At 45.2% G+C, this 21125-nt stretch carries 16 protein-coding genes and 7 tRNA genes; 17 read left to right on the top strand and 6 right to left on the bottom strand.

Translation table 11 applies throughout. The features are described from left to right. Positions 1 to 160 precede the first annotated feature (160 nt). Positions 161 to 817 (bottom strand): peptide-methionine (S)-S-oxide reductase MsrA, encoded by a 657-nt coding sequence (gene msrA, locus MARME_RS12430; protein WP_013661608.1) that lies wholly within the window; start codon positions 815 to 817, stop codon positions 161 to 163. A gap of 149 nt (positions 818 to 966) precedes the next feature. Between msrA and MARME_RS12425 the strand changes: the two genes are divergently transcribed. From MARME_RS12425 to MARME_RS12395, 8 genes are all read left to right on the top strand, one after another. Then, positions 967 to 1881, top strand: a complete 915-nt coding sequence (locus MARME_RS12425; RefSeq protein ID WP_148231029.1) for a hypothetical protein — start codon at positions 967 to 969, stop codon at positions 1879 to 1881. 260 nt (positions 1882 to 2141) lie between these two features. After that, positions 2142 to 2218 (top strand) — tRNA-Met (locus MARME_RS12420). A 130-nt stretch (positions 2219 to 2348) separates the two neighbouring features. Further along, a tRNA-Met gene (locus MARME_RS12415) sits at positions 2349 to 2425 on the top strand. A gap of 76 nt (positions 2426 to 2501) precedes the next feature. Next, a tRNA-Met gene (locus MARME_RS12410) sits at positions 2502 to 2578 on the top strand. A 61-nt stretch (positions 2579 to 2639) separates the two neighbouring features. Next, positions 2640 to 2716, top strand: a tRNA-Met gene (locus MARME_RS12405). A gap of 183 nt (positions 2717 to 2899) precedes the next feature. Next, positions 2900 to 2990: transfer RNA gene (locus MARME_RS22150), tRNA-Met, on the top strand. 122 nt (positions 2991 to 3112) lie between these two features. After that, positions 3113 to 3202 (top strand) — tRNA-Met (locus tag MARME_RS12400). Positions 3203 to 3263: 61 nt separating this feature from the next. Further along, positions 3264 to 3354: transfer RNA gene (locus MARME_RS12395), tRNA-Met, on the top strand. Positions 3355 to 4039: 685 nt separating this feature from the next. Here MARME_RS12395 and argC read toward each other — a convergent pair. From argC to MARME_RS12375, 3 genes are all read right to left on the bottom strand, one after another. After that, a complete protein-coding gene (gene argC / locus MARME_RS12385; protein ID WP_013661604.1) occupies positions 4040 to 4975 on the bottom strand; it encodes an N-acetyl-gamma-glutamyl-phosphate reductase in 936 nt (311 codons plus the stop codon). 131 nt (positions 4976 to 5106) lie between these two features. Further along, a complete protein-coding gene (locus MARME_RS12380) occupies positions 5107 to 5997 on the bottom strand; it encodes a GNAT family N-acetyltransferase (protein WP_013661603.1) in 891 nt (296 codons plus the stop codon). Positions 5998 to 6272: 275 nt separating this feature from the next. Further along, on the bottom strand, positions 6273 to 7154 hold the full coding sequence (locus tag MARME_RS12375) for a GNAT family N-acetyltransferase (protein ID WP_013661602.1): 882 nt from the start codon (positions 7152 to 7154) through the stop codon (positions 6273 to 6275). 294 nt (positions 7155 to 7448) lie between these two features. Here MARME_RS12375 and MARME_RS12370 point away from each other — a divergent pair, with 294 nt between their 5' ends. The 9 genes from MARME_RS12370 to MARME_RS12330 all read left to right on the top strand — a co-directional run bounded on the left by MARME_RS12370 (position 7449) and on the right by MARME_RS12330 (position 18565). Next, positions 7449 to 8921, top strand: a complete 1473-nt coding sequence (locus MARME_RS12370; protein WP_013661601.1) for an aldehyde dehydrogenase family protein — start codon at positions 7449 to 7451, stop codon at positions 8919 to 8921. 204 nt (positions 8922 to 9125) lie between these two features. Next, positions 9126 to 9794, top strand: a complete 669-nt coding sequence (locus MARME_RS12365) for a haloacid dehalogenase type II (protein ID WP_013661600.1) — start codon at positions 9126 to 9128, stop codon at positions 9792 to 9794. 83 nt (positions 9795 to 9877) lie between these two features. Further along, positions 9878 to 11155, top strand: coding sequence for an NAD(P)/FAD-dependent oxidoreductase (locus MARME_RS12360; RefSeq protein WP_013661599.1), 1278 nt, complete (start codon positions 9878 to 9880; stop codon positions 11153 to 11155). Between the two features lie 161 nt (positions 11156 to 11316). Next, the gene (locus MARME_RS12355; protein WP_013661598.1) at positions 11317 to 12927 is read left to right on the top strand and encodes an ABC transporter substrate-binding protein; all 1611 of its coding nucleotides are present in this window, start codon (positions 11317 to 11319) and stop codon (positions 12925 to 12927) included. A gap of 122 nt (positions 12928 to 13049) precedes the next feature. Next, positions 13050 to 14003, top strand: a complete 954-nt coding sequence (locus tag MARME_RS12350) for an ABC transporter permease (protein ID WP_013661597.1) — start codon at positions 13050 to 13052, stop codon at positions 14001 to 14003. After that, positions 14000 to 14854, top strand: a complete 855-nt coding sequence (locus MARME_RS12345; protein ID WP_013661596.1) for an ABC transporter permease — start codon at positions 14000 to 14002, stop codon at positions 14852 to 14854. The genes MARME_RS12350 and MARME_RS12345 overlap by 4 nt, the downstream gene beginning before the upstream one ends. Before the next feature lies 1 nt (position 14855). Continuing rightward, positions 14856 to 16739: an ABC transporter ATP-binding protein gene (locus tag MARME_RS12340; RefSeq protein ID WP_013661595.1), complete on the top strand. Its 1884-nt coding sequence runs from the start codon at positions 14856 to 14858 to the stop codon at positions 16737 to 16739. A 7-nt stretch (positions 16740 to 16746) separates the two neighbouring features. Beyond that, positions 16747 to 17190 (top strand): helix-turn-helix transcriptional regulator, encoded by a 444-nt coding sequence (locus MARME_RS12335; protein WP_013661594.1) that lies wholly within the window; start codon positions 16747 to 16749, stop codon positions 17188 to 17190. Between the two features lie 160 nt (positions 17191 to 17350). Further along, on the top strand, positions 17351 to 18565 hold the full coding sequence (locus MARME_RS12330) for a phosphoribosyltransferase family protein (protein WP_013661593.1): 1215 nt from the start codon (positions 17351 to 17353) through the stop codon (positions 18563 to 18565). Positions 18566 to 18668: 103 nt separating this feature from the next. Here the strand turns inward: MARME_RS12330 and MARME_RS12325 are convergent, their stop codons facing one another. Next, positions 18669 to 19997, bottom strand: coding sequence for an NAD(P)/FAD-dependent oxidoreductase (locus MARME_RS12325; RefSeq protein WP_013661592.1), 1329 nt, complete (start codon positions 19995 to 19997; stop codon positions 18669 to 18671). Continuing rightward, on the bottom strand, positions 19997 to 20992 hold the full coding sequence (locus tag MARME_RS12320; RefSeq protein ID WP_013661591.1) for a M14 family metallopeptidase: 996 nt from the start codon (positions 20990 to 20992) through the stop codon (positions 19997 to 19999). The genes MARME_RS12325 and MARME_RS12320 overlap by 1 nt, the downstream gene beginning before the upstream one ends. Between the last annotated feature and the right edge of the window lie 133 nt (positions 20993 to 21125).

Genomic DNA, 21125 nt, shown 5'->3' with positions numbered 1-21125 from the left:
GTGTTTCATTAGATATAAAAAAACTGGTGTTCGAGTAATCGACACCAGTTTTTTTTGGTCATCTCATTCTAATTTTGTATTACAGCCGTTTGCATTTTGTCCATTGCGTTGAGAGCTTTTTGACACTGTCTTGGAGAACACACTAGTCGTGCAAAAGGTCTCACTTTATTATTCCAATAGGGCAGCTGACGCCAGTACCACCAAGCCCACAATAACCGTTAGGGTTTTTATGCAAATATTGTTGGTGATATTCTTCTGCATAATAGTAGGTAGAGAGCATTTCTATTTCGGTTGTAATCGGGCCGTATCCCGCTTTGTCTAACTCCGCTTGATAGCGCAATTTGCTTTCGTTTACCGTGTTTAAGTCTTCAGCATTAGAGGTGTAAATAACAGATCGGTATTGGCTGCCGATATCATTACCTTGTCTCATACCTTGTGTAGGGTCATGACTTTCCCAAAACACTTGCAGAACCGTTTGAAGAGAAGTGATGTTCTTGTCAAAGACAACTCTAACCACTTCAGAGTGACCTGTGCGGCCGGAGCATACTTCCTCATAGGTTGGGTTAGGGGTATAGCCTCCTGCGTAGCCAACGCTTGTTACAGTGACGCCTGGAGTATTCCAAAATTTTCGTTCTGCGCCCCAAAAACACCCCATGCCAACGATTATTTCACCTTCGTTATTATGTAAAGGGCGTTTGAGCGCTTCTTGGTTAATCGCACTGATCCCAGATATCTCAATTTCCGACGTTCTGCCGGGCAAAGCGTCGCTTTCTGAAACCATTGTCGATTTTTTCAATTTATCTTTTGTAAAGAACATGTTTTATATCTCTATAAAGAATAAGGACTTAATTATAGGTGCTGACTGACACTTTACATAACCTTACTAGGAGCTACATCTACTTGCAAAAATCATCCTGTAACGACTAGCGCGTAATACTCAACGCGTTACACTTTTAAGTGTTACATGTGAGAACCACTATTATGGTAGATATGTTGATATTTTGGGATGAAAGGGAGTCACCCATTTCTCTCCAACACTTTATTGAAAGGCTTCGAACAGAGCTGTTTGGACTGGGCGTTGACGCTCATTTCATTGCTCTTGCTAATGAGCACGACCCTAAAAATGGCAGACTCAAAGCGAGTATGCGAGGCTTACTCGATTACGTTGTAGAGTTAGGTCCAAAAAGGCTACTGTGTTTTGGTTCCCATCCTTCCGTGCTCGGAAGATTAATTCAACCCGCACTTAAGTGTTCGTTGCATACCAATCAACTGCCTATGAGTATGGATAAGAGTTCCAAGAAGAAAGTGCGTCTTGAACCTGTTGCGCGTTTTCTATTGGGAGGCGATATTTGGACTTCAGACAACTTATCATCAAACTATATATTTTGTGATTCGGAAGATATGAGTGATGAGAGTACGGCGGTCGGCCTTGTCTTAGAAGATGATCGATTTAACCTGTATGAAAGCCAGTTAGAAAAGGTCGGATTAACCGTTTCTACGTTTTCTAAGAAAAATATATTTGAAAACTATCAGACGCAACTGAAACACGTGGGTCTATTGATGATATCCAGTGAAGTTGACCCTGACGGTAAGTTAATTGATATTGCTAATGCATTGGGAAAGCCTGTTCTGCTAATCAGTGAATTCGGTGTTGCGCTTGGAGTCGAAGACGGAGTGAACGGTTGGGTTACTTATTCAGCGACCGAACAAAGACTGTTGCAGTGCTTGGTTAATTGGAAAGGAATGTCTTCTGATGCCAGAAGAGTATTGTCTCAGTATTCGAAGCGCCACCAATCAAAACGATCGGGAATAAGTAAGTACTTTTCTCAATTCGACCTGAAAAGTCATAAAGAATTGAATTCATTTCAAAAAATCTCTTGACCTCTAATATTACTTCCCTATAATACGCACCTCGTTGACGCGGGATGAAGAAAACTTGGTAGTTCGGTAGTTCGGTAGCTCATCGGGCTTATAACCCGAAGGTTATCGGTTCGCTTTCTATTTAAAGTGGCGGCTCCCGCAACCAATTTTAGTATTAGATGTTATCAGTTTATTTTTCCAGAAATAAACAGTGACTGAACTAAAAACTGATCGTCAACGAAGTGAACTCAAGTATTGAATGTTTGCGCAAATAAATTTGGCGCGGGATGGAGCAGTCTGGTAGCTCGTCGGGCTCATAACCCGAAGGTCGTCGGTTCAAATCCGGCTCCCGCAACCAATTTAAAATTGACCAAGGTCATCGGTTCGCTCTCTACTTTAAGTAAGTGGCTTACGCAAGCAGCATGTAAAGGCAAAAGCCATATTGTAGTTCACATGATAAAAGCGATTTACGAATGTAAATCATATGTCGCGGGATGGAGCAGTCTGGTAGCTCGTCGGGCTCATAACCCGAAGGTCGTTGGTTCAAATCCAGCTCCCGCAACCAATTCGAACAGTAGGAAGAATTGGTGCATTTTTTATCAGTTACAGCGTATATCTTTTATTGAAAATAGATATTTAGGCGCGGGATGGAGCAGTCTGGTAGCTCGTCGGGCTCATAACCCGAAGGTCGTCGGTTCAAATCCGGCTCCCGCAACCATTTCAAATATCTAGAATCAATGTAAGAGTCGTACTTGTTATTCCCATAATAGGTATTCAGTCGCGGGATGGAGCAGTCTGGTAGCTCGTCGGGCTCATAACCCGAAGGTCGTCGGTTCAAATCCGGCTCCCGCAACCAATTTAAGATCGACCAAAGTCGTCGGTTCACTCTCTTCAAAAATAAGCGGCTCCCGCAACCAATCTAAGATCGACCAAAGTCGTCGGTTCATTCTCTTCAAAAATAAGCAGCTCCCGCAAGCCTTTCAACTATCTAGAACCAATGTAAAAGTCGTATCTGTTATTCTCATAATAGGTATTCAGTCGCGGGATGGGGTAGCCTGGTAGCTCGTGGGGCTCATAACCCGAAGGTCGTCGGTTCGTTTTCTATTTAAAGTAAGCGGCTCCCGCAACCAATTTAAGATCGACCAAAGTCGTCGGTTCACTCTCTTCAAAAATAAGCGGCTCCCGCAACCATTTCAAATATCTAGAATCAATGTAAGAGTCGTACCTGTTGTTGCCATAATAGGTATTCAGTCGCGGGATGGAGCAGTCTGGTAGCTCGTCGGGCTCATAACCCGAAGGTCGTCGGCTCATTCTCTTCAAAAATAAGCAGCTCCCGCAACCATTTCAAATATCTAGAATCAATGTAAGAGTCGTACTTGTTATTCCCATAATAGGTATTCAGTCACGGGATGGAGCAGTCTGGTAGCTCGTGGGGCTCATAACCCGAAGGTCGTCGGTTCGTTTTCTATTTAAAGTAAGCGGCTCCCGCAACCAATCTAAGATCGACCAAAGTCGTCGGTTCACTCTCGTCAAAAATAAGCGGCTCCCGCAACCATTTCAAATATCTAGAATCAATATAAAAGTCGTATCTGTTATGCCCATATTAGGTATTCAGTCGCGGGATGGAGCAGTCTGGTAGCTCGTCGGGCTCATAACCCGAAGGTCGTCGGGCCTTTTTTCAAATCTTGAAAAAAAACATAAAATATAAGAAACTCTCGCTGTTCTGTCTCTATATTTAACTATTCTGTATTGTTTGATATATCGACTTACTTCTTGTATCGAAGTTGGAGAGAGCTTTAAAAATTATCCGTTGATAAAACTTCTCAGCCTTTGACTTCATTTTCACGATCAAATAATAAGGAATGTATCAATGAAACTCGTTGTTGCTTCACTAATGTTATGCCTTTGTACTGCATGCTCTAATCTTAATGTGGATAAAAATTGGAAATCAAATTTCGTTAAAGATGTCGCTCGTAATAGCGCCGTACAGCAGTGTAATGAATATCCATCAATGAGTCGTCAGTATGAGGAATGTGTTGAAGAAACGAAGGAATTTTACAATAAACATCAGGGGAATTGAGCGAGGTTTGAGCTAATGAAACGAGAACGAAAAACGCCAGCGGGGACGCTGGCGTTTGTGTATTCGGTTATGAGTACGTTGGTGCGGTCGCTCTACACCCTAAAGGTTAACCGCGATGCCTTCGTCGAAGCCTAGCATGATGTTTAAGTTTTGCACGGCAGCGCCAGAGGCACCTTTGCCTAAGTTATCAAGCTTGGCGACGATCACGCCTGATTGGTTGTCAGGTGCGCTTAATACAGACAGTTCGACGTTGTTTGTATTGTCGACACCATGAGGTGTCAAGAATGGCGCTGCGTCATCTGCAATCAGGTTAAGCTCATTTACAGCCACAAACGCTTCGTTATCATACGTTTCGGTTAATTTTGCGTGTAGCTGCGCCATCGTTGTGTCGCCCTCTAGGTGCATAGGGAGGAACGTCAGCATGCCTTGACGGAAATCTCCCACACTTGGGGCGAATATCGGTGCTTTTTCTAGACCAGACCAGACTTTAAGTTCTGGTAGGTGTTTGTGGTTAAAGTTTAAACCATAAGCACCGAATACAGGCGCATCGTTGCCGTTTTCGTAGCGGTCAATCAATGCGTTGCCGCCACCGCTGTAGCCAGAAACCGCATTGATGGAGTAGTTTCCATTCGCAGCGAGTAAGCCTGCTTCTACCAAAGGTTTTAATAGAAGAATTGCGCCTGTTGGGTAGCAGCCTGGATTTGACACAAATTGAGCATCTGCGATCTTAGCGCGCTGGCTGACGTCCAGTTCTGGTAAGCCGTATACCCAGCCATCCGCAACACGGTGTACCGAGCTTGCATCTAGAATTCGGCAGCCTTCTTCTTTTGCTAGAATGACGCTGTCTTTTGCTGCTTCATCAGGTAGACATAGCACGGTCACGTCGGCTTCTTTCATCAGGCGACGCTTTTCTTCTACGTCGCGCTTTTTAGCTGGGTCAATGCTGATAATTTCAATATGTGGATGGTTAAGGAGACGGTCTCTTACTTGAAGACCTGTCGTGCCTGTTTCGCCATCAATAAATACTTTTTTCACAACCTGTTTCCTTAGATATAGCAAAGCTCAATGCGAAATTTCGACATTGAGCTGGGGTATCAACTTTCGTTTAGCGTTTAAACTAAGTTTAAAGCATCGTGAGGTGAGTATATAGCGCGAAAGTTAAAAAATTAGCCAAGTGCTTGGCTTACTAAAGCATACTGACGTGTTTCGTCGTCTCTTGTTGGGGACTCACCGCGTACCATTTCAACAACGGTATCAACCTGTGGAAGCCCAACCTCTGCTAACCATGCGCTTAGGCCGCTGTTTGCAGGAATGTCGATACGGACAAATTTGCTCTCAAGTGCATTGATCCAGTATTGGATTAGGCTTTTTGCCAAGTCTGTGTCTCTTGCGGTGACAGGGCCTATCGCATGACCTCGGCCAAATGGTCGAGCCATTGCAAAGCCTGTGATCTCGCCATTCTCTTCGATAACAACGGCGTCACCGAAGCTCATAACGTCTTTGATCATCGCACTTCTTGCGATCCCGCACGCTTTTTCCGTTAGCTGAATGACATTCGCATAGTCGTTTTGGTCGACTGAGCGAAGCGTTTTTCCGCCTGATAAGGTCACAGGGCTCGTTTTTTCTACGATGGCTTGATGCTGATACACTTCACCTGTTGCTTTAAAACCGAAACTTTCGTAAAGAGGTTGGCCTGATGGTGTGGCGAATAGGATGACGTTTTTCTCGTCGCCAATATCATTGAGTACTTGGTTCATTAGCTGTCTGCCAATGCCACGGCCTTGCTTTTCAGGAGAGACGATTACCATACCTAATGACGAATATTGATCGCCATGGCTCCAGCATAAAGCGGTGCCAACGGTTACGCCGTTTTCTTCGGCGACAAATGAGTTACCTAAACGCATCACCATTTTCCAATCTTCAATACGATGAGGCCACTTTACGATCTGCGATAACTCGTAGGCGATAGGAAGGTCTTCGTCTGTCATTGGTCGATAGAGGATAGGCGAATTGGTTTGTGAGGATGTGTCTTCGGTTTTGTCTTGAATAAGTGTCATATGGATCTCCTGAAAGCGAGATGGTAAAGGTTGTAATGGACAGATGACAATGCCTAAAGTGAGCGTTGGATTCTGCTCAGGCAGTGTGAATAATCAATAGTTTGGTTATCGAAGAGGCGAAATACTAGGACGTTCTTGCCAGCGAATAAACTGAATTAGAAAACGATATTGATGGCAAAAAAGTCCCTTTTTTTATTTGAATTATGCTGAATGCCTTTGTGCACACAGCATAATATGTTGGTATGAAAATCTATCCTACTTCCTAAACTTGATGCTTAACTTAGTGCTTGGCTTGCTAAGGCATAGCAAGTGACATCTCCTTGATGAGGTTCAAACTGGTCGTTTGTCATCGTTGTAACGGTATCGTATTCCGCTAACCCTGAGCGAATCAGGTAGTCTTTGAATGTGCCAGTTTGTTGTGAGGTATCGACGCGCAAAAAGGTGCCAGAGTGACGGCTTACGTGTGGTGCTGTGAGCGCAATCGCATCGTCATTATTGGTTGCTACAATGGGGCCAACAACCTGTCCTCTCCCAAACTTTCTACAGAATGAAAAGCCTTCAATGCTTCCTGATCGGACCAGCACGGTTCCTGTCGCATGTTCTAAGATTGTATTAATGACGTTGCTGCGGTTAAGTCCGAAGGCTTTAAAATCGAGTGCCAATATCGATTCGAGGTCATCTGCTTCCATGTCTCGAATTTGGGTATCGGCTGGAGCAGGTACGCCAACACTCGGTGTGGCAATACCTTGATGTTGATAGATTTTGTGTATTGGACGAAAAGACAGCGATTCGTAAAGTCGATAGGCTGCTTTAGTAGAGTTGAGTAGCACATGACGACCTGAACATTCACGCATAACGTGTTTCATTAACCATCGGCCAGCGCCAAGTGTCTGTAGTTTTGGTGAGGTGATTAGCATGCCGATTGTCACGAAATCATCGCCATAAGGAAACCACATTGCCGATGCAACAATCCGACCGATGGGGTCACACCCAACGAAACCTTTACCCCCCAATGATAGCAGCAGTTTCCAATCATTAGGGCGATGAGGCCAACGAACAGCTACGGAGAGTTCGTGTAATTTATCAATGTCTTCTTCGTTGAGTTCGCGAATTGTTAGCTCATAAGTTTGGAGACGCTTGGATGTGTCAGCTAGCACCTTTGTAGTCCTCAATTGTCCATGCCTATTCAGCAATATTTTGTCATCGTGAGTCTCTAATTTCTACTAGATTGAAGTGCCAAATATGCATTCGGCATGAACGCGTATATAAGCAACAAACAAAGTGTGGTTTGTATCGCGCGCTGGCTTTTCAACGGCATAAAACGCTGACAAGTCCTGCTTAAAATAGTACCCAGAGTCAATTTTATTGTGAAAGCGCTTGTTCGAACTCATTGTCGCTTTGAGTTTTACGCTTTTACCGACATTGTCGACAAGCAGAGTGGAGAATACAAAATGTTGTCGTTTAATCCTTCAGAGGTTCGAATTCCAAACAGTCATTTTATTGGTGGTATTGCCGTTGATGGCGGTACGGGAATCGATGTTAAACGTCCTTCGGACAATCAGTCGTACGCATCCGTACCGAATGCGACACCAGATTTGGTAGATCAAGCGGTGGAAAATGCTTATAGAGCCTTTAAGGAAAGTGGTTGGGCCGATCTTTCGCCACGCGACAGAGCAAAAGCGATGAAGCGTTGGGCAAATTTGATTGAAAATGATGTGAATACCTTAGCTCAACTTGAGTCTGTTGGGTCGACACGTCCAATCAGTGCTGCGGTTAATTGGGATGTGCCTTTTTGTGCAGAAGGCATCCGGTTCTATGCTGAATATGCCGATAAATGTGGCGGTGAAGTGATCCCAACACAATCAGATCATCTTGGTATGACGATTACGGAACCTTTAGGTGTTGTTGGGGCCATTGCGCCGTGGAATTTCCCACTTGTTATGGCGTCTTGGAAAGTGGCACCAGCGATCGCAGCAGGAAATGCTGTTGTTTTAAAACCTTCCGAAATGACGCCGTTTAGCGTCGTGAGATTAGCAGAGTTAGCAGTAGAAGCTGGCATACCGCCAGGTATTTTTAACGTCATTCAAGGTGATGGTTTGGTCGGGGATACACTGGCAAGACACCCTATGATTTCTAAAGTGACGTTTACTGGATCAACACATACCGGCGCGCTTGTTATGACCGCGTGTGCTCAGTCAGGTACCAAACCTGTCACACTGGAGCTGGGTGGTAAGAGTCCTCAACTGGTGTTTGATGACATTAAAGATATCGATAAAGTTGCCCGTCGTATTGCAGGGGCGATCACAACGAACTCGGGTCAGGTTTGTGTGGCGGGATCTCGTCTGCTGGTTCAAAGCGGTGTTGCAGAGCAGCTTATTGAGCTTATCTCTTCGGTATTCGAAGAGCAAATTGCACAATCAACATGGCAAGACCAAGCGACACTTTCTCCTATTATTTCTGCTAAAGAAGTCGACAGAATCGACAGTGTCGTCCGCAAAACAGTCGAGGAGGGCGCAAACCTTTATACAGGTGGTTGTCCTTTGGAAACCGCTGATTTCTCTGCTTTCTACAAGCCGACTATTTTGACCGATGTCGATATGAGTATGGGTGCGGTAAGAAACGAAATATTCGGTCCGGTTTTGTGTGTTGAGACATTTGAAACGGACGATGACGCATTGTCATTGGCATCTCATCCTTCCTACGGTTTGTCTGCGGGCGTTCATACAGCAGATCTAAATCGCGCGATGCGAATGGTTAAATCATTGGATGCAGGTACGGTTTGGGTAAACCGATATGGGCGTAGTTGGGATTTCGCGATCCCAACAGGCGGATTTAAGAGCTCAGGTATTGGTAAAGATTTAGGGCGTCAAGCGTATGAGGCGAATCGTCGAGTTAAAAGTGTCTTGATCGATTTCTCTGAATAGAGCGTTCGAAGAGGTACTCGGAATTTTGTGCCGAGTGATAAGTGAAATTCCACCAATCATGCGCTTGCCATCGCACAAATCACACTAAAACGGCTGTTGAATGGTGTTGTAATAGTTTCATAGCCCGTTAAAACGTCGGCGTTAAAAGAATCAAGAATAGGGCGCTTTATCGCGAAATATAAAGCGCTAATTGGAGTAAATAGAATGAGTGAGTTAAACCCTAAGTACATTACGTTTGATTGCTACGGCACATTGATCAACTTTCAAATGGGGCCGACTGCCCGCCGCGTCTTTGAGGATCGTATTCGTCCCGAAGATATGGATCAATTTGTTAAGGACTTTTCCGCGTATCGACTAGACGAAGTGTTGGGTGATTGGAAGCCGTACGACCAAATCGTATGCAATGCGGTACAACGTACTTGTAAACGTTGGGGTATTGAATACCGCGATGACGAAGGCATGATTTTTTACAACGCGGTTCCTACATGGGGACCACATCCCGATGTTCCAGAGGCGCTTGCGCGTCTAGCAACGAAATACAAGTTGGTTGCGTTAACGAACGCAATGGATGTTCAAATTCCACACAACATTGAAAAGTTAGGGGCACCATTTCACGCCGTTTATACCGCACAGCAAGCACAATCTTACAAGCCACGCATGAAAGGCTTTGAATATATGCTGGAGCAATTGGGATGCGGCCCAGAGGATTTACTTCATGTGTCTTCTAGTTTGCGTTACGACTTAATGACCGCACATGATATGGGTATCAAAAACAAAGTGTTTGTTAACCGTGGGCACGAGCCATCGACGCCATTCTATGGGTATCACGAAGTGAAAGACTTGGCTGGCTTAGCGGACTTGCTTGGCGTTTAAGGTGTTTGTGCAGGTTGTGTTTACCTGCAACGAATAAAGCAGATTAACGTATGTTAGCACCATAAATAGAGATAGGAAGGGTAATGAAGTTAAGTTCCTACTGGTTAGACTCAGTAAGCTCCTTTTCGAAAGGCGAGCAAGGTTCTGCGATAGGTCAGTACGATGTCGCTATTGTTGGTGCTGGTTATACAGGGTTATCGGCGGCGGTTGAGCTGGCGAAACAAGGCGTCTCCGTTGTTGTATTTGAAGCAGGAACGGTAATAGGGGAAGCTTCTGGTCGCAACGGTGGACAATGTAATGCAGGGCTTGCTCACGACTATGGTGCGCTGGCCAGTAAAATTGGGAAAGAGAAAGCAACGGAGTTCTACCAAGCGTATTTGGCTGCCGTAGATACCGTTGAACAGCTCGTTACCGAAGAAAATATTGATTGTGATTTTTCTCGCAATGGTCGCTTAAAGTTGGCTGCGAAGCCAGCTCACTTTAGTGCTTTATCGCGTGCTCATGATCGATTAGTGAAAGACGTTGATCCAAATGTAAAGCTGCTTAGTGCGGAACAAGTGCGTGAGGAAACAGGTACCGATCGTTTTTATGGCGGGTTACTGCAAACCACAAGCGCACAAATGCACATGGGGAAATTTGGAAAAGGGTTAGCGGAAGCGGCGGTTCGCTATGGCGCAAAAATATTTGAACATGCCCCTGTGTCAAATATTGCGCGTGTCGCTGGTGGACGTTACTCGCTAACCTCAAGTCGAGGGCGTGTTCAGGCTGATAATGTGTTTCTTGCCACAGGCAGCTCTGCGTCGGGCCCGTTTCAGTATTTTCGACGTCGCTTAGTGTCTGTAGGCAGTTTTATTGTTGTGACAGAACCGCTTGATCAAGAGATATTGACCTCGCATTTGATCAATCAACGAAGCTACGTGACGACCAAAAATATTGGGAATTACTTTCGGGTTACACCCGATAATCGAATCTTATTCGGCGGCCGTGCGCGTTTCGCGATGTCTAGTCCGACTTCGGATCAAAAAAGCGGACGAATATTGAGAAAGGCCATGATTGAAACCTTTCCGAGATTAAAAGACGTGAATATTGACTATTGTTGGGGCGGTCTGGTTGATATGACGGCCGATCGGTTACCACGAGCAGGTCAACATGACGGCATGTTTTATTCACTCGGTTACAGCGGGCATGGCGTTCAAATGTCGACCCATATGGGCCGAATAATGGCGAATCAAATTATTGGCCAAAAGACAACGAACCCATGGCGTACTCTGGATTGGCCTGCTGTGCCAGGGCACTTTGGGAAACCTTGGTTTCTCCCGTTCGTTGGAGCGTACTATCGCTTTCAAGACATGATTAGTTAACCTTTATTAGCGCCTTCAAACGCTAATAAAGCAGCTAGCAAAGCACTATGTAAAAAGAACGCAAAAGAACGAAAAAAGAATTAAATAAAAAGTCTCATTCGAAAATGGGCACATAAAAATTAATCACAAAAAACGTACCAATTACAAAAGGAACCAAATAGATGAAAGACGAAAAGAAACATCCTATTGATGCTCAAAGCGGTTCAAATAAAATAATTGAGGGCGTATCACGCCGTCAGGTATTACGAGGCATGATGACGAGCGGGATTGTGGCGGCGAGTTCTGGTGCCATGGTGTCAGGCTCCTCGTTTGCGTTTGGCGCTGGTGCCGAGCCTAAACGAGGAGGCAAGCTTAAAGTTGCGAGCTCTTCCGGCTCAACGGCGGATACGCTAGATCCAGCACGAGGCTCTAACTCGACAGACTATGCGCGTGCTTACATGTTTTATAATGGTTTGACTCAAATGGATGAGTCTTTAACGCCTAAAATGTCACTTGCTGAGTCGTTTGATACCAAAGATGCTCAAACTTGGGTCATCAAGCTTCGCACTGATGTCGTTTTTCATGATGGCTCGTCATTTACCTCTGCGGATGTCGTGTATTCCCTAAATCGACATAAAGACGCTAAAGTCGGGTCTAAAGTCATGAAACTGGCGACTCAAATGGACGTGATCAAAGCCGTTGGTAAACACGAAGTTCATATCCATCTTTTATCTCCCAATGCGGATTTACCTGCCATGTTGGCAACGTCGCATTTCTTGATCGTACGTGATGGTACTACTGACTTCTCTTCAGCAAATGGCACAGGGCCTTTTGAAGTTAAAGAGTTTAAACCGGGCGTACGTGCGATAGGCTCTCGCAATAAATCTTACTGGAAAGTTGGACAGCCTTATTTAGATGAAATCGAGTTGTTCTCGATTCCTGATGAGGCAGCGCGTGTCAATGCGTTATTGTCAGGTGATGTACACATTATTAACTCGGTTAACCCTCGTTCCGTGAGCCGAATTAACTCAAATCCAATTAGCACCGTATTAGAGTCTTCTTCTGGCGCGTATACGGACCTTGTTTTGCGTGACGATTTTGGCCCCGTTAAAAACCCTAATTTTGTAAAAGCCATGAAACATTTGTTTAATCGTGAACAAATGAGAAATGTTGCTTTCCGTGGTTTCGGTACCATTGCAAACGACCATCCTATTGCTCCGAATCACCGTTACTTTAACGCTGATCTACCGCAAACTCAGTTTGATTTGGATAAAGCGAAATATTATCTAGAAAAATCAGGCATGAAGGGTAAAAGCTTACCTATTGTCGCTTCCACAGCGGCAGATAACTCGGTAGAGGTTGCTCAGATTCTTCAGTTGTCTGCTCAACAGGCGGGTCTAAAGTTAGATATTAAACGCGTCCCTGCGGATGGCTACTGGTCAAATCATTGGATGAAAGATCCAATGGGCTTCTCTAACATCAATGCGCGCCCGACCGCGGATTTGGTCTTTAGTATGTTCTATCAGTCAGATGCGAGCTGGAACGAGTCAGGTTGGCAAAACAAGCAATTCGATCAGCTTTTGCTTGCTGCTCGTGGTGAAACAAACGAGACGAAACGCAAACAAATGTATGGCGATATGCAAGTATTGGTGAATCAGCACTGTGGCGTTTGTATTCCTCAATTCAACAGTATTATTGACGCGTACAACAGTAAAATTGGTGGCTATACTCCACATCCTTTGGGTGGTTTTATGGGGTACATGTTTGCCGATCAGGTTTGGCTGGAAGCGTAAAAAACCTCCAGTATGTACCAAGGTTGTGAAGAGCAGCCTGAAAATTGCATAAGCAATGTGCCGAGTTAGTTAATGATATGAGCTAACCCGGCACACGCTTTAAATTTGATCATAGGTGAACAATGAATAGTACTATCGCACGGTTAATCGTGAATCGACTTGGTATTGGTGTACTCACACTTTTTATCGTATCCATCGTCGTTTTCACCATTACCAGCTTATTGCCTGGCGACGCAGCACAAGAGATGCTTGGGCAATCGGCAACGCCTGAAACGCTTGCAGCGCTTCGAGCAGAGTTCGGGTTGGATCAACCTGTTTATATCCGATACATTGATTGGTTGGGCGGCTTACTTGTCGGTGACCCAGGCACGTCTTTGGTAAATGGGATGCCCATTACCGAGTTAATTGGAGGAAGGTTACCTGCGTCGCTTAAACTCGCGGCAGCAGCAACACTTGTATCCGTTCCGGTCGCGCTTTTTATTGGCATTTTTTCGGCTATGTATCGCGGTTCTGCCTTTGATCGTTACAGCAATATGTTTGCCGTTTTCTCTGTATCTGTTCCTGAGTTTTTAATTGCGACGATCGCCGTGCTTATTTTTGCAGTGAAACTTGGCTGGTTGTCAGCGCTTTCTCATATCTCCGACGACGCGAGCTTTTCTGAAATGGTGAGAGCCTATGCAATGCCCGTTTTGACGCTTTGCTGCGTACTGGTCGCTCAAATGGCCAGAATGACCCGTGCCGCCGTCATTGATCAACTGAGCTCTCCTTATGTTGAAATGGCGATGTTAAAAGGGGCGTCTTCAATACGTATCGTTTTGCTTCACGCTCTGCCTAATGCTATTGGCCCCATTGCCAACGCGATTGCGTTAAGCCTGTCCTACTTGTTAGGGGGCGTTATCATCGTGGAATCCATTTTTAATTACCCTGGCATCGCAACTTTGATGCTGAACTCTGTCACAACCCGCGATATGCCATTGGTACAAGCGTGCGCCATGCTTTTTTGTTTTGGGTATCTAATTTTAGTTTTAATCGCAGACATCTGCGAGATTGTATCGAATCCGAGGTTACGTAAATGAGTACGGCAACGACGTCAATATTTACACAAATTCTATCAACAGCGACGCGCTCTTTTGGTGCCGTGGTAGGGTTCTCTTTAGTTGGCTTTTGGCTAGTAATGGCGGTCATAGGGCCATTTGTATCGCCGCATGATGCCAATGCATTTGTTAGTTATGATGTGTTTGGCCCAATGACGTCAGAGTTTCCCCTTGGATCAGATTATTTAGGCCGAGATATGCTAAGCCGAATATTACATGGCACTCCGTACACTATTGGTGTTGCCTTGATGGCGACGGTAAGTGCCTGTGTTGCTGGTGTGGTTTCTGGACTTATTGCAGCGGCAAACAGCGGTTGGATTGATGCGACGATCAGCCGTACACAAGACGCTTTGATTTCGATTCCCAGTAAAATGTTCGCATTGATCATGGTGGCGTCATTTGGCTCATCAGTACCTCTGTTAATTATTACCGCGGCGATTGCTTACATGCCGGGAAGCTTTCGTATTGCTCGCTCGCTTGCTGTGAACGTAATGACGTTAGATTTTATTCAAGTGGCGCGTCTTCGAGGCGAGTCAACGCCCTATATTATATTCAAAGAAGTTTTGCCTAATATGTTCCGTCCAGTGCTGACGGATTTTGGATTGCGATTTGTTTTTATCGTTTTACTGTTAAGTTCTATGAGCTTTTTAGGACTTGGTATTCAACCTCCAGAAGCCGATTGGGGATCACTTGTTCGAGAAAATATACTCGGCCTTGGTGAAGGTGCTCCCGCTGTGGTCGCTCCCGCAGTGGCGATTGCAACACTTACTATCGGTGTCAACTTGTTAATCGACAGTCTTGGCGTTAAACCTGATCACGAGAAGGAGCATTGATATGGAAACGCTTGTTGACGTAAAGAATTTACAAGTCGCCGTTCGCCCTCAAAAGGGGGTGGAAATCCCAATCGTGAAAGGCGTGGACTTCAGCCTCAATAAAGGTGAAGTACTGGCTTTAATTGGCGAGTCTGGCTCCGGTAAAACGACGATAGCTTTGTCACTTATGGGGTACGCACGTCAAGGTTGTCACATTGTAGGTGGAACGGTCTCTGTTGCAGAGCAGGATATTCTTTCTATGTCCACTGGGCAATTGCTTAAGGTACGCGGCCGAACCGTATCCTACATTGCGCAAAGTGCCGCAGCGGCGTTTAACCCAGCTAGAACGATTATGGATCAGGTGATTGAAAGCGCGATGATCCATAAAACGGCTACTCGCCAAGAAGCGGAGGCCAAAGCGACAGCACTGTTTCATGAATTGGCATTGCCTGATCCTGATCATATTGGTGAACGTTACCCTCATCAGGTGTCAGGCGGCCAACTTCAGCGTCTTATGGCGGCAATGGCACTTATTACGGATCCTGAGTTGGTGATATTAGACGAACCGACGACGGCTCTTGATGTGACGACACAAATTGAAGTGTTAAACGCATTTAAAAAAGTGGTAAGAGAGCGAAATACGACTGCGATTTATGTATCGCACGATCTCGCCGTTGTAGCACAAATGGCTGATCGAATTATTGTCTTGAAAAACGGTGAAATTAAAGAAAATAGCACCACGAGTGAGATCTTAATGGCGCCAAAGCACGAGTATACTGCTAGCTTGCTTAAAGCAATGCGACATGAAGGGTCTTCTAGTAGTAGACGCGATACGTCGGTTGCTAAACCATCTAGTAAGCGCAGCGCGCCACCACTTTTGGAAGTGAAACATCTAGAAGTGGAATTCGTTAAAGGCGTCCCAGTGTTACACGATATTGACCTAACAATAGAGCGCGGCCAGACGATCGGTGTGATCGGTGAATCTGGTTCGGGTAAAACGACGTTTGCTAGAACTGTCGTTGGCTTGAATGCGCGTTCGCAGGGGGATATCTTTCTCGACGGAGAACGCCTAAGCGATACCTTAGAAGGTAGAACAAAAGAACAGTTGCGCCGCGTTCAATATGTTTTTCAGAATGCGGACACAGCGCTCAATCCTAGGCTTACGATAGGGGCAATATTATCTCGCCCCTTGGCTTTTTATCATGGGATGAAAGGAAAACAAGCGGATGAGCGTGTGGCGGAGTTGCTTGCTTTGGTTCAGTTGCCTTCAAGTATTGCTGATAGACGTCCTACCGAATTGTCTGGAGGTCAAAAACAGCGTATCAACTTAGCGCGTGCATTGGCTGCAGAACCAGACGTTATTCTCTGTGATGAGGTAACTTCCGCATTAGATACGGTTGTTGGTGCTGCTATTCTTGAGTTAATGGCTGATCTCAGAAAGAAACTCAATTTATCGTATCTCTTTATCAGTCACGATATTCGAACCGTACAATCCATTTGTGACGAAGTGGTTGTGTTGTACTCAGGAGCGAAAGTTGAGCAAGCGAAAGGCGAGTTATTCACGTCAAGTGCGTTAGCAAAAGGAGCACGACACCCTTATACGGATTTGTTGATCAATTCCGTGCCTGAAATGCGCCAAGGTTGGCTGGAGACCGCTCATGCGAACCACCAAACGCTGCCAATAATAAGCACGCCGAAAGCCGGCGTTGAACTGTGTCGGTTCTTATCTCGCTGCTCAGCACGTATAGAAGGAAAGTGTAATCAGATTGTCCCTGCTAGAACAAGATTTGCTGGTGGTCGGCAAGTTCTTTGTCATAAAGACTTCTCTGATCCCATTGAGGTTGGTGATGGCTCGGAGAACGAGCAGCGTGATCCTTATCGACAAGCGGTTAGTTTTATAAGGTAGTGGGCGTATGAGTTTAATAGGCTATGTTGAGCAAAGCAGCGCATTCCCCCAGAATGGCCATAGAGAAGCGGCGAATCTTTACAAAGAGCGGAATGACTTACAAACGTCAGGTAGCGCGATAGATCTCGCAAAAAAACACATTGATCAATATTATCGAGACCCTATTTCTTTGGATGATTTAGCGGCTTTGCTCAACATGAGCCGCTTTAGTTTTGCTAAGCAGTTTCGCGCCCATTTTGATGTGTCCCCTTATCAATACGTTTGTCAGGTCAGAATCCGTGCAGCTCAATCCTTGATTAAAAAAGGCCATAGGCCGACACAGGTTGCAGGGGAGGTTGGTTTTTTTGATCAAAGCCATCTGGCAAAACATTTTAAAAAAATTTGCGGCATGACGCCTCGTCAGTATCGCGATCAGTATTTTATCGAGCAAACAGAGGTGGTTAAAAAATAGTCTATTTATGTGTGATAATGATTCGCACTCGTTTTTATAATGTAGGCTTGGCATAAATTGCGATGAGAATTTTCAAATTATGCCAATTCAGGTCTATCGTAATGAGTGAACAAGTATTAAAATCTGCGCAAATTCCCTATCCCTTCGCTAAGGATCGTTCATGACTTTGTCGACCAGTCAGTCAACTAATGTTGTCGTTGTTAGTAACTCTTCTGATAATCCATTCGCTATTGATGTTGCCTACGCAATGGGCCAGCACGATGACATTGCTGACCTGATCAGCATGAAACAGTTCATGAATTCAGAGTTTTGTCCTCGATTTATCTCGGATGAAACGGATTTCGAAAATATTGGTGTGTCGCTAGAAGGCAAAGCAGTCATCATTGTTAGCACCGCAGGATACGTTAAAAGTCGCCAAGAATTAGCGATGGCAAACTTAATCATCGCTCGTGCGGCGAAGGAAAACGGCGCGCAGCGTGTTATTCTCGTTGAACCTGATTTGTTCTACAGTGCTCAAGACCGTGGTGCTCATAAAGATTTGGGTGAAACCAGCTTTGAACGTGATATCCAAGACATTAAGAAATTCGACGGCCAGCCTTTCACTGCGAAACTTTATGCTCAAATGCTTAAGTTAGCGGGTGTTGATACGGTCATGACGATTCATAACCATTCTGAGTCCGTTCAAAAGATGTTCTCAGAAGTGTTTGAAGGCGACTTCCACAACTTGATTCCTTATGAAATCTACGCTCACTATTTGCTTAACTCGGATATTTTGCAGTACGGTGAAGATGGCGAAGGTTTGGTACTTTGTGCTCCTGACAAAGGCGCGCGTGATTTCGTAAAAGAAATGTTTGCTAAGCTGGGCCTTAGCAAAGCCAAGTTCATCATGCTAGACAAAGAACGCACTGCGGAACGCAAAGTTGAAATTACGTTGCACAAGGAAAGCGAGCACACGTTTGATGGCTTGGAAGGCGCAAGTATCATTTTGTTTGATGATATGGTGCGTACTGGGTCAACAGTGGTTAAATCTTGTCAGTTCTTACAACAAATCAATCCTAAGCGTATGGTGTTCGCAGTATCGCATTTTTACGCGAGTGACGAAGGACGCCAAAAGATGGCACACCCATCATTGGGCGAGATCCTAACACTCAACACCTTGCCAACGATCTTAAACCGAGACGAGCAAGGGCGTTTGCGTAAGAAAATGGTGGTTCTGAAAGTAGAGAAATGGTTAGCGCAAGAGCTGTGCAATATTCTTGACCTGCCTGACAATCAAGAACTTAACCCTTACAAGATTGATATGTCTTCTAAAAACCCTCGTTTCAAGCGTAAGATTTGGTTCAGTGAAGAACTTCATGAACTTAAGTCTAAGTAAATTAGGCGCGGTTTAAAAACGTTCTATTTTAAACGTGAATAAAAAAGCTCAGGAGAGGTTTACTCCCTGAGCTTTTTTTGTGCGCAAAAACAAATTGGCAAGATTAAAACTCGGACACTTTCCCCCATGCGCTTTTGTTCAATCTGTTTAGCTGATATTGCTGGTGGTTGACAAACGTCTCTTTGCCGACAATTAACTCACTAATTAAGCGCCCAACTCCTGGTCCTATGCCAAAGCCATGCCCTGAAAAACCAGCCGCTAGGGTGAAGCCCTGAATGTTGCTTGATTGATCAATAACAGGCACACCATCCGGAGTGCTGTCTATGTACCCAGCCCATGATGCTTGCATAGGAATAGAGCCCAGTTCTGGGAGCATTTGACGAGCACGTCTTAACGTTTCGTGGATTAACTTTTTAGATGGTCTAGGGTCTAGGATGCGATTTTTTTCCATGGGTGTCGGTTGGTCCATTGACCATGAGGATCTTGTCTCGTGTCCAGACAGCCATCCTTGTAAATCACCAGGTGAAAGTACTTTCCACCGCTTAGCAAACATGGGCAAAAAGTGAGTTGCAAACCGCATTTGCTGCGGTGTGACATCCACATTTGCCGTGCCTGAAATGGCCAGAGTGTAGCCGCCATCGCCGCGCTTAGTCACAGATATTTGGGACGTATGCATCGCATCTGGAATGCTCATTGCGCCTGGCATAACAGATAGAATCGAGGAGCGGACAGCCGATTGTGGGAAGCGAATTCCCAGTTGTTTACAGAAAGAAGACGCCCATGCGCCGCCCGCCATAATGACCTGATTTGTCTTTATGACGCCTTTTTCGGTAATCACGCCTGTTACTTTACCGGCTTCTGTTTCGACGCCTCGTGCAGCGCAGAACTGATGTATATGACAGTTGTATTTTTCACTGGCACCTTGTGCAATTAACGGTGCCGCCTTGGCTGGGTCAGCGATGCCATCTGATGGCGAAAATACGCCACCTTGCCAAGGTTTGTTGGTTGCTTTTCCGCGTGAATTGGCTTCTTGTGAGGTGAGCATATGGGTAATGACGCCTTCGCCTTTAGCGAAGTCCCGCCAGCGACTCCAGCTGTCGAGTTCGGCTTCATTGTCTGATAAATACAATAGCCCACAACGACGGAAGCCTAAATCCTGATCAATGTCTTTGGCGATTTCTTCCCAAAGATCCAAACTCTTTGTCGCAAGCGGGAGCTCTCGTGCGTCGCGATTCTGTTGGCGACACCATCCCCAATTTCGACTTGATTGTTCTGCACCAATTCGACCTTTTTCAAGCAACGCGACTTTCATACCTTCTCTTGCAAGAAAATAAGCGGTGCAGACACCAATAATACCGCCGCCAATGACAACGGCATCTGCTTGTTCTGTCCATTCTTCTGAGGAAGCAATGCTGAGTAACGGTGCTGGCATTAATGTTCTCCTCTTTCAATTGTTTCCTGAAGTTTGCCTAACCGTACCACTGTGACACCAGGTTTTAGTTGACGTAATGACGGCATCACAAGCACGCAGTTAGAATAAGGAGTCGAGATAGGGAAACCATCTTGTTCTGCGATGATGATGCCTTTTTCTGCAAAGGTTTCTAAACCGAAATAGTCATTTTTAAATTCGAAGTTCATACTGGTTGCGACAACAGGCTCTGTCACTTCAACCACTTTTTGATGGGACGCCTCTAACGGCTTGACCCAGTGTTCAGGAAGATCTGATTGCTCTATGATATTGAAAGACATTAAGAAACGAGCGGAGGAATCCCGTGCGACATCAACGGAAACGGCTTCCCAGTGTTGACCGCATTCAACAAGCAGTGCATTTTTGGGACTGTCCGAACGGCCAAAATCGGCATAATCGCGCAAGCGGCAGCCTTCTGGATGACCTTCATCTTGAATAACCCATTCCGGCACTTGTTGTGATATCGCAAACTCGAGCCCTTTTTGAGTGGGGCCACATACACCAAGTGGTGCACAGCGTTCGTGCATAGAATGTATGTCTAATAGATAGTCGACATCATCAATGACGGGGCGAAGCTCGCGAGCACGACGCAGTTCGGATGAATCGAGCGCCTCGTTATCTAATATTTCTTGTGTCCATACTCTATTTAAATCTTGATCGACGTAGCGTGATGAGTCTGGGTTACTAGGATCAAATTTTAAATACGCGTCGACGTTTGCAAATGCGAGTGTGAGTTTTCCTTTACGTGGTCGTACGTTGAGTTCAAGTAGCTCTTTGACCGCAATCGCACCACATACTTCGTTACCATGAGTGATCGCGTTGATCATGACATGTTGGCCGGGCTCTTTGCTATCAAAATGATATAAATAGGGAATGCCGATGTTCCCTTGTGCAAATTGAGAAATATCTGGAAATTCGACCTCAATCGGATAGCTCGGAAATTGTCGTGCGGTGGTCATGATAGTGTTCGTCTCCAATGGTACGTGTCTACAGATCTTGTGAAGTGAATCTCAAAAAAACAGGACAGAAAGTGTGTTGTTTTAATCACTATTCTAAGAATAAGGTGCGGTTAGATGGTGTGTTTTTCGCAAG

The sequence above is a fragment of the Marinomonas mediterranea MMB-1 genome (genome assembly GCF_000192865.1).
Classification (GTDB): domain Bacteria; phylum Pseudomonadota; class Gammaproteobacteria; order Pseudomonadales; family Marinomonadaceae; genus Marinomonas; species Marinomonas mediterranea.
Note: the sequence above shows the minus strand (reverse complement) of the source record. Positions and strands in the feature narration are given on the sequence as shown.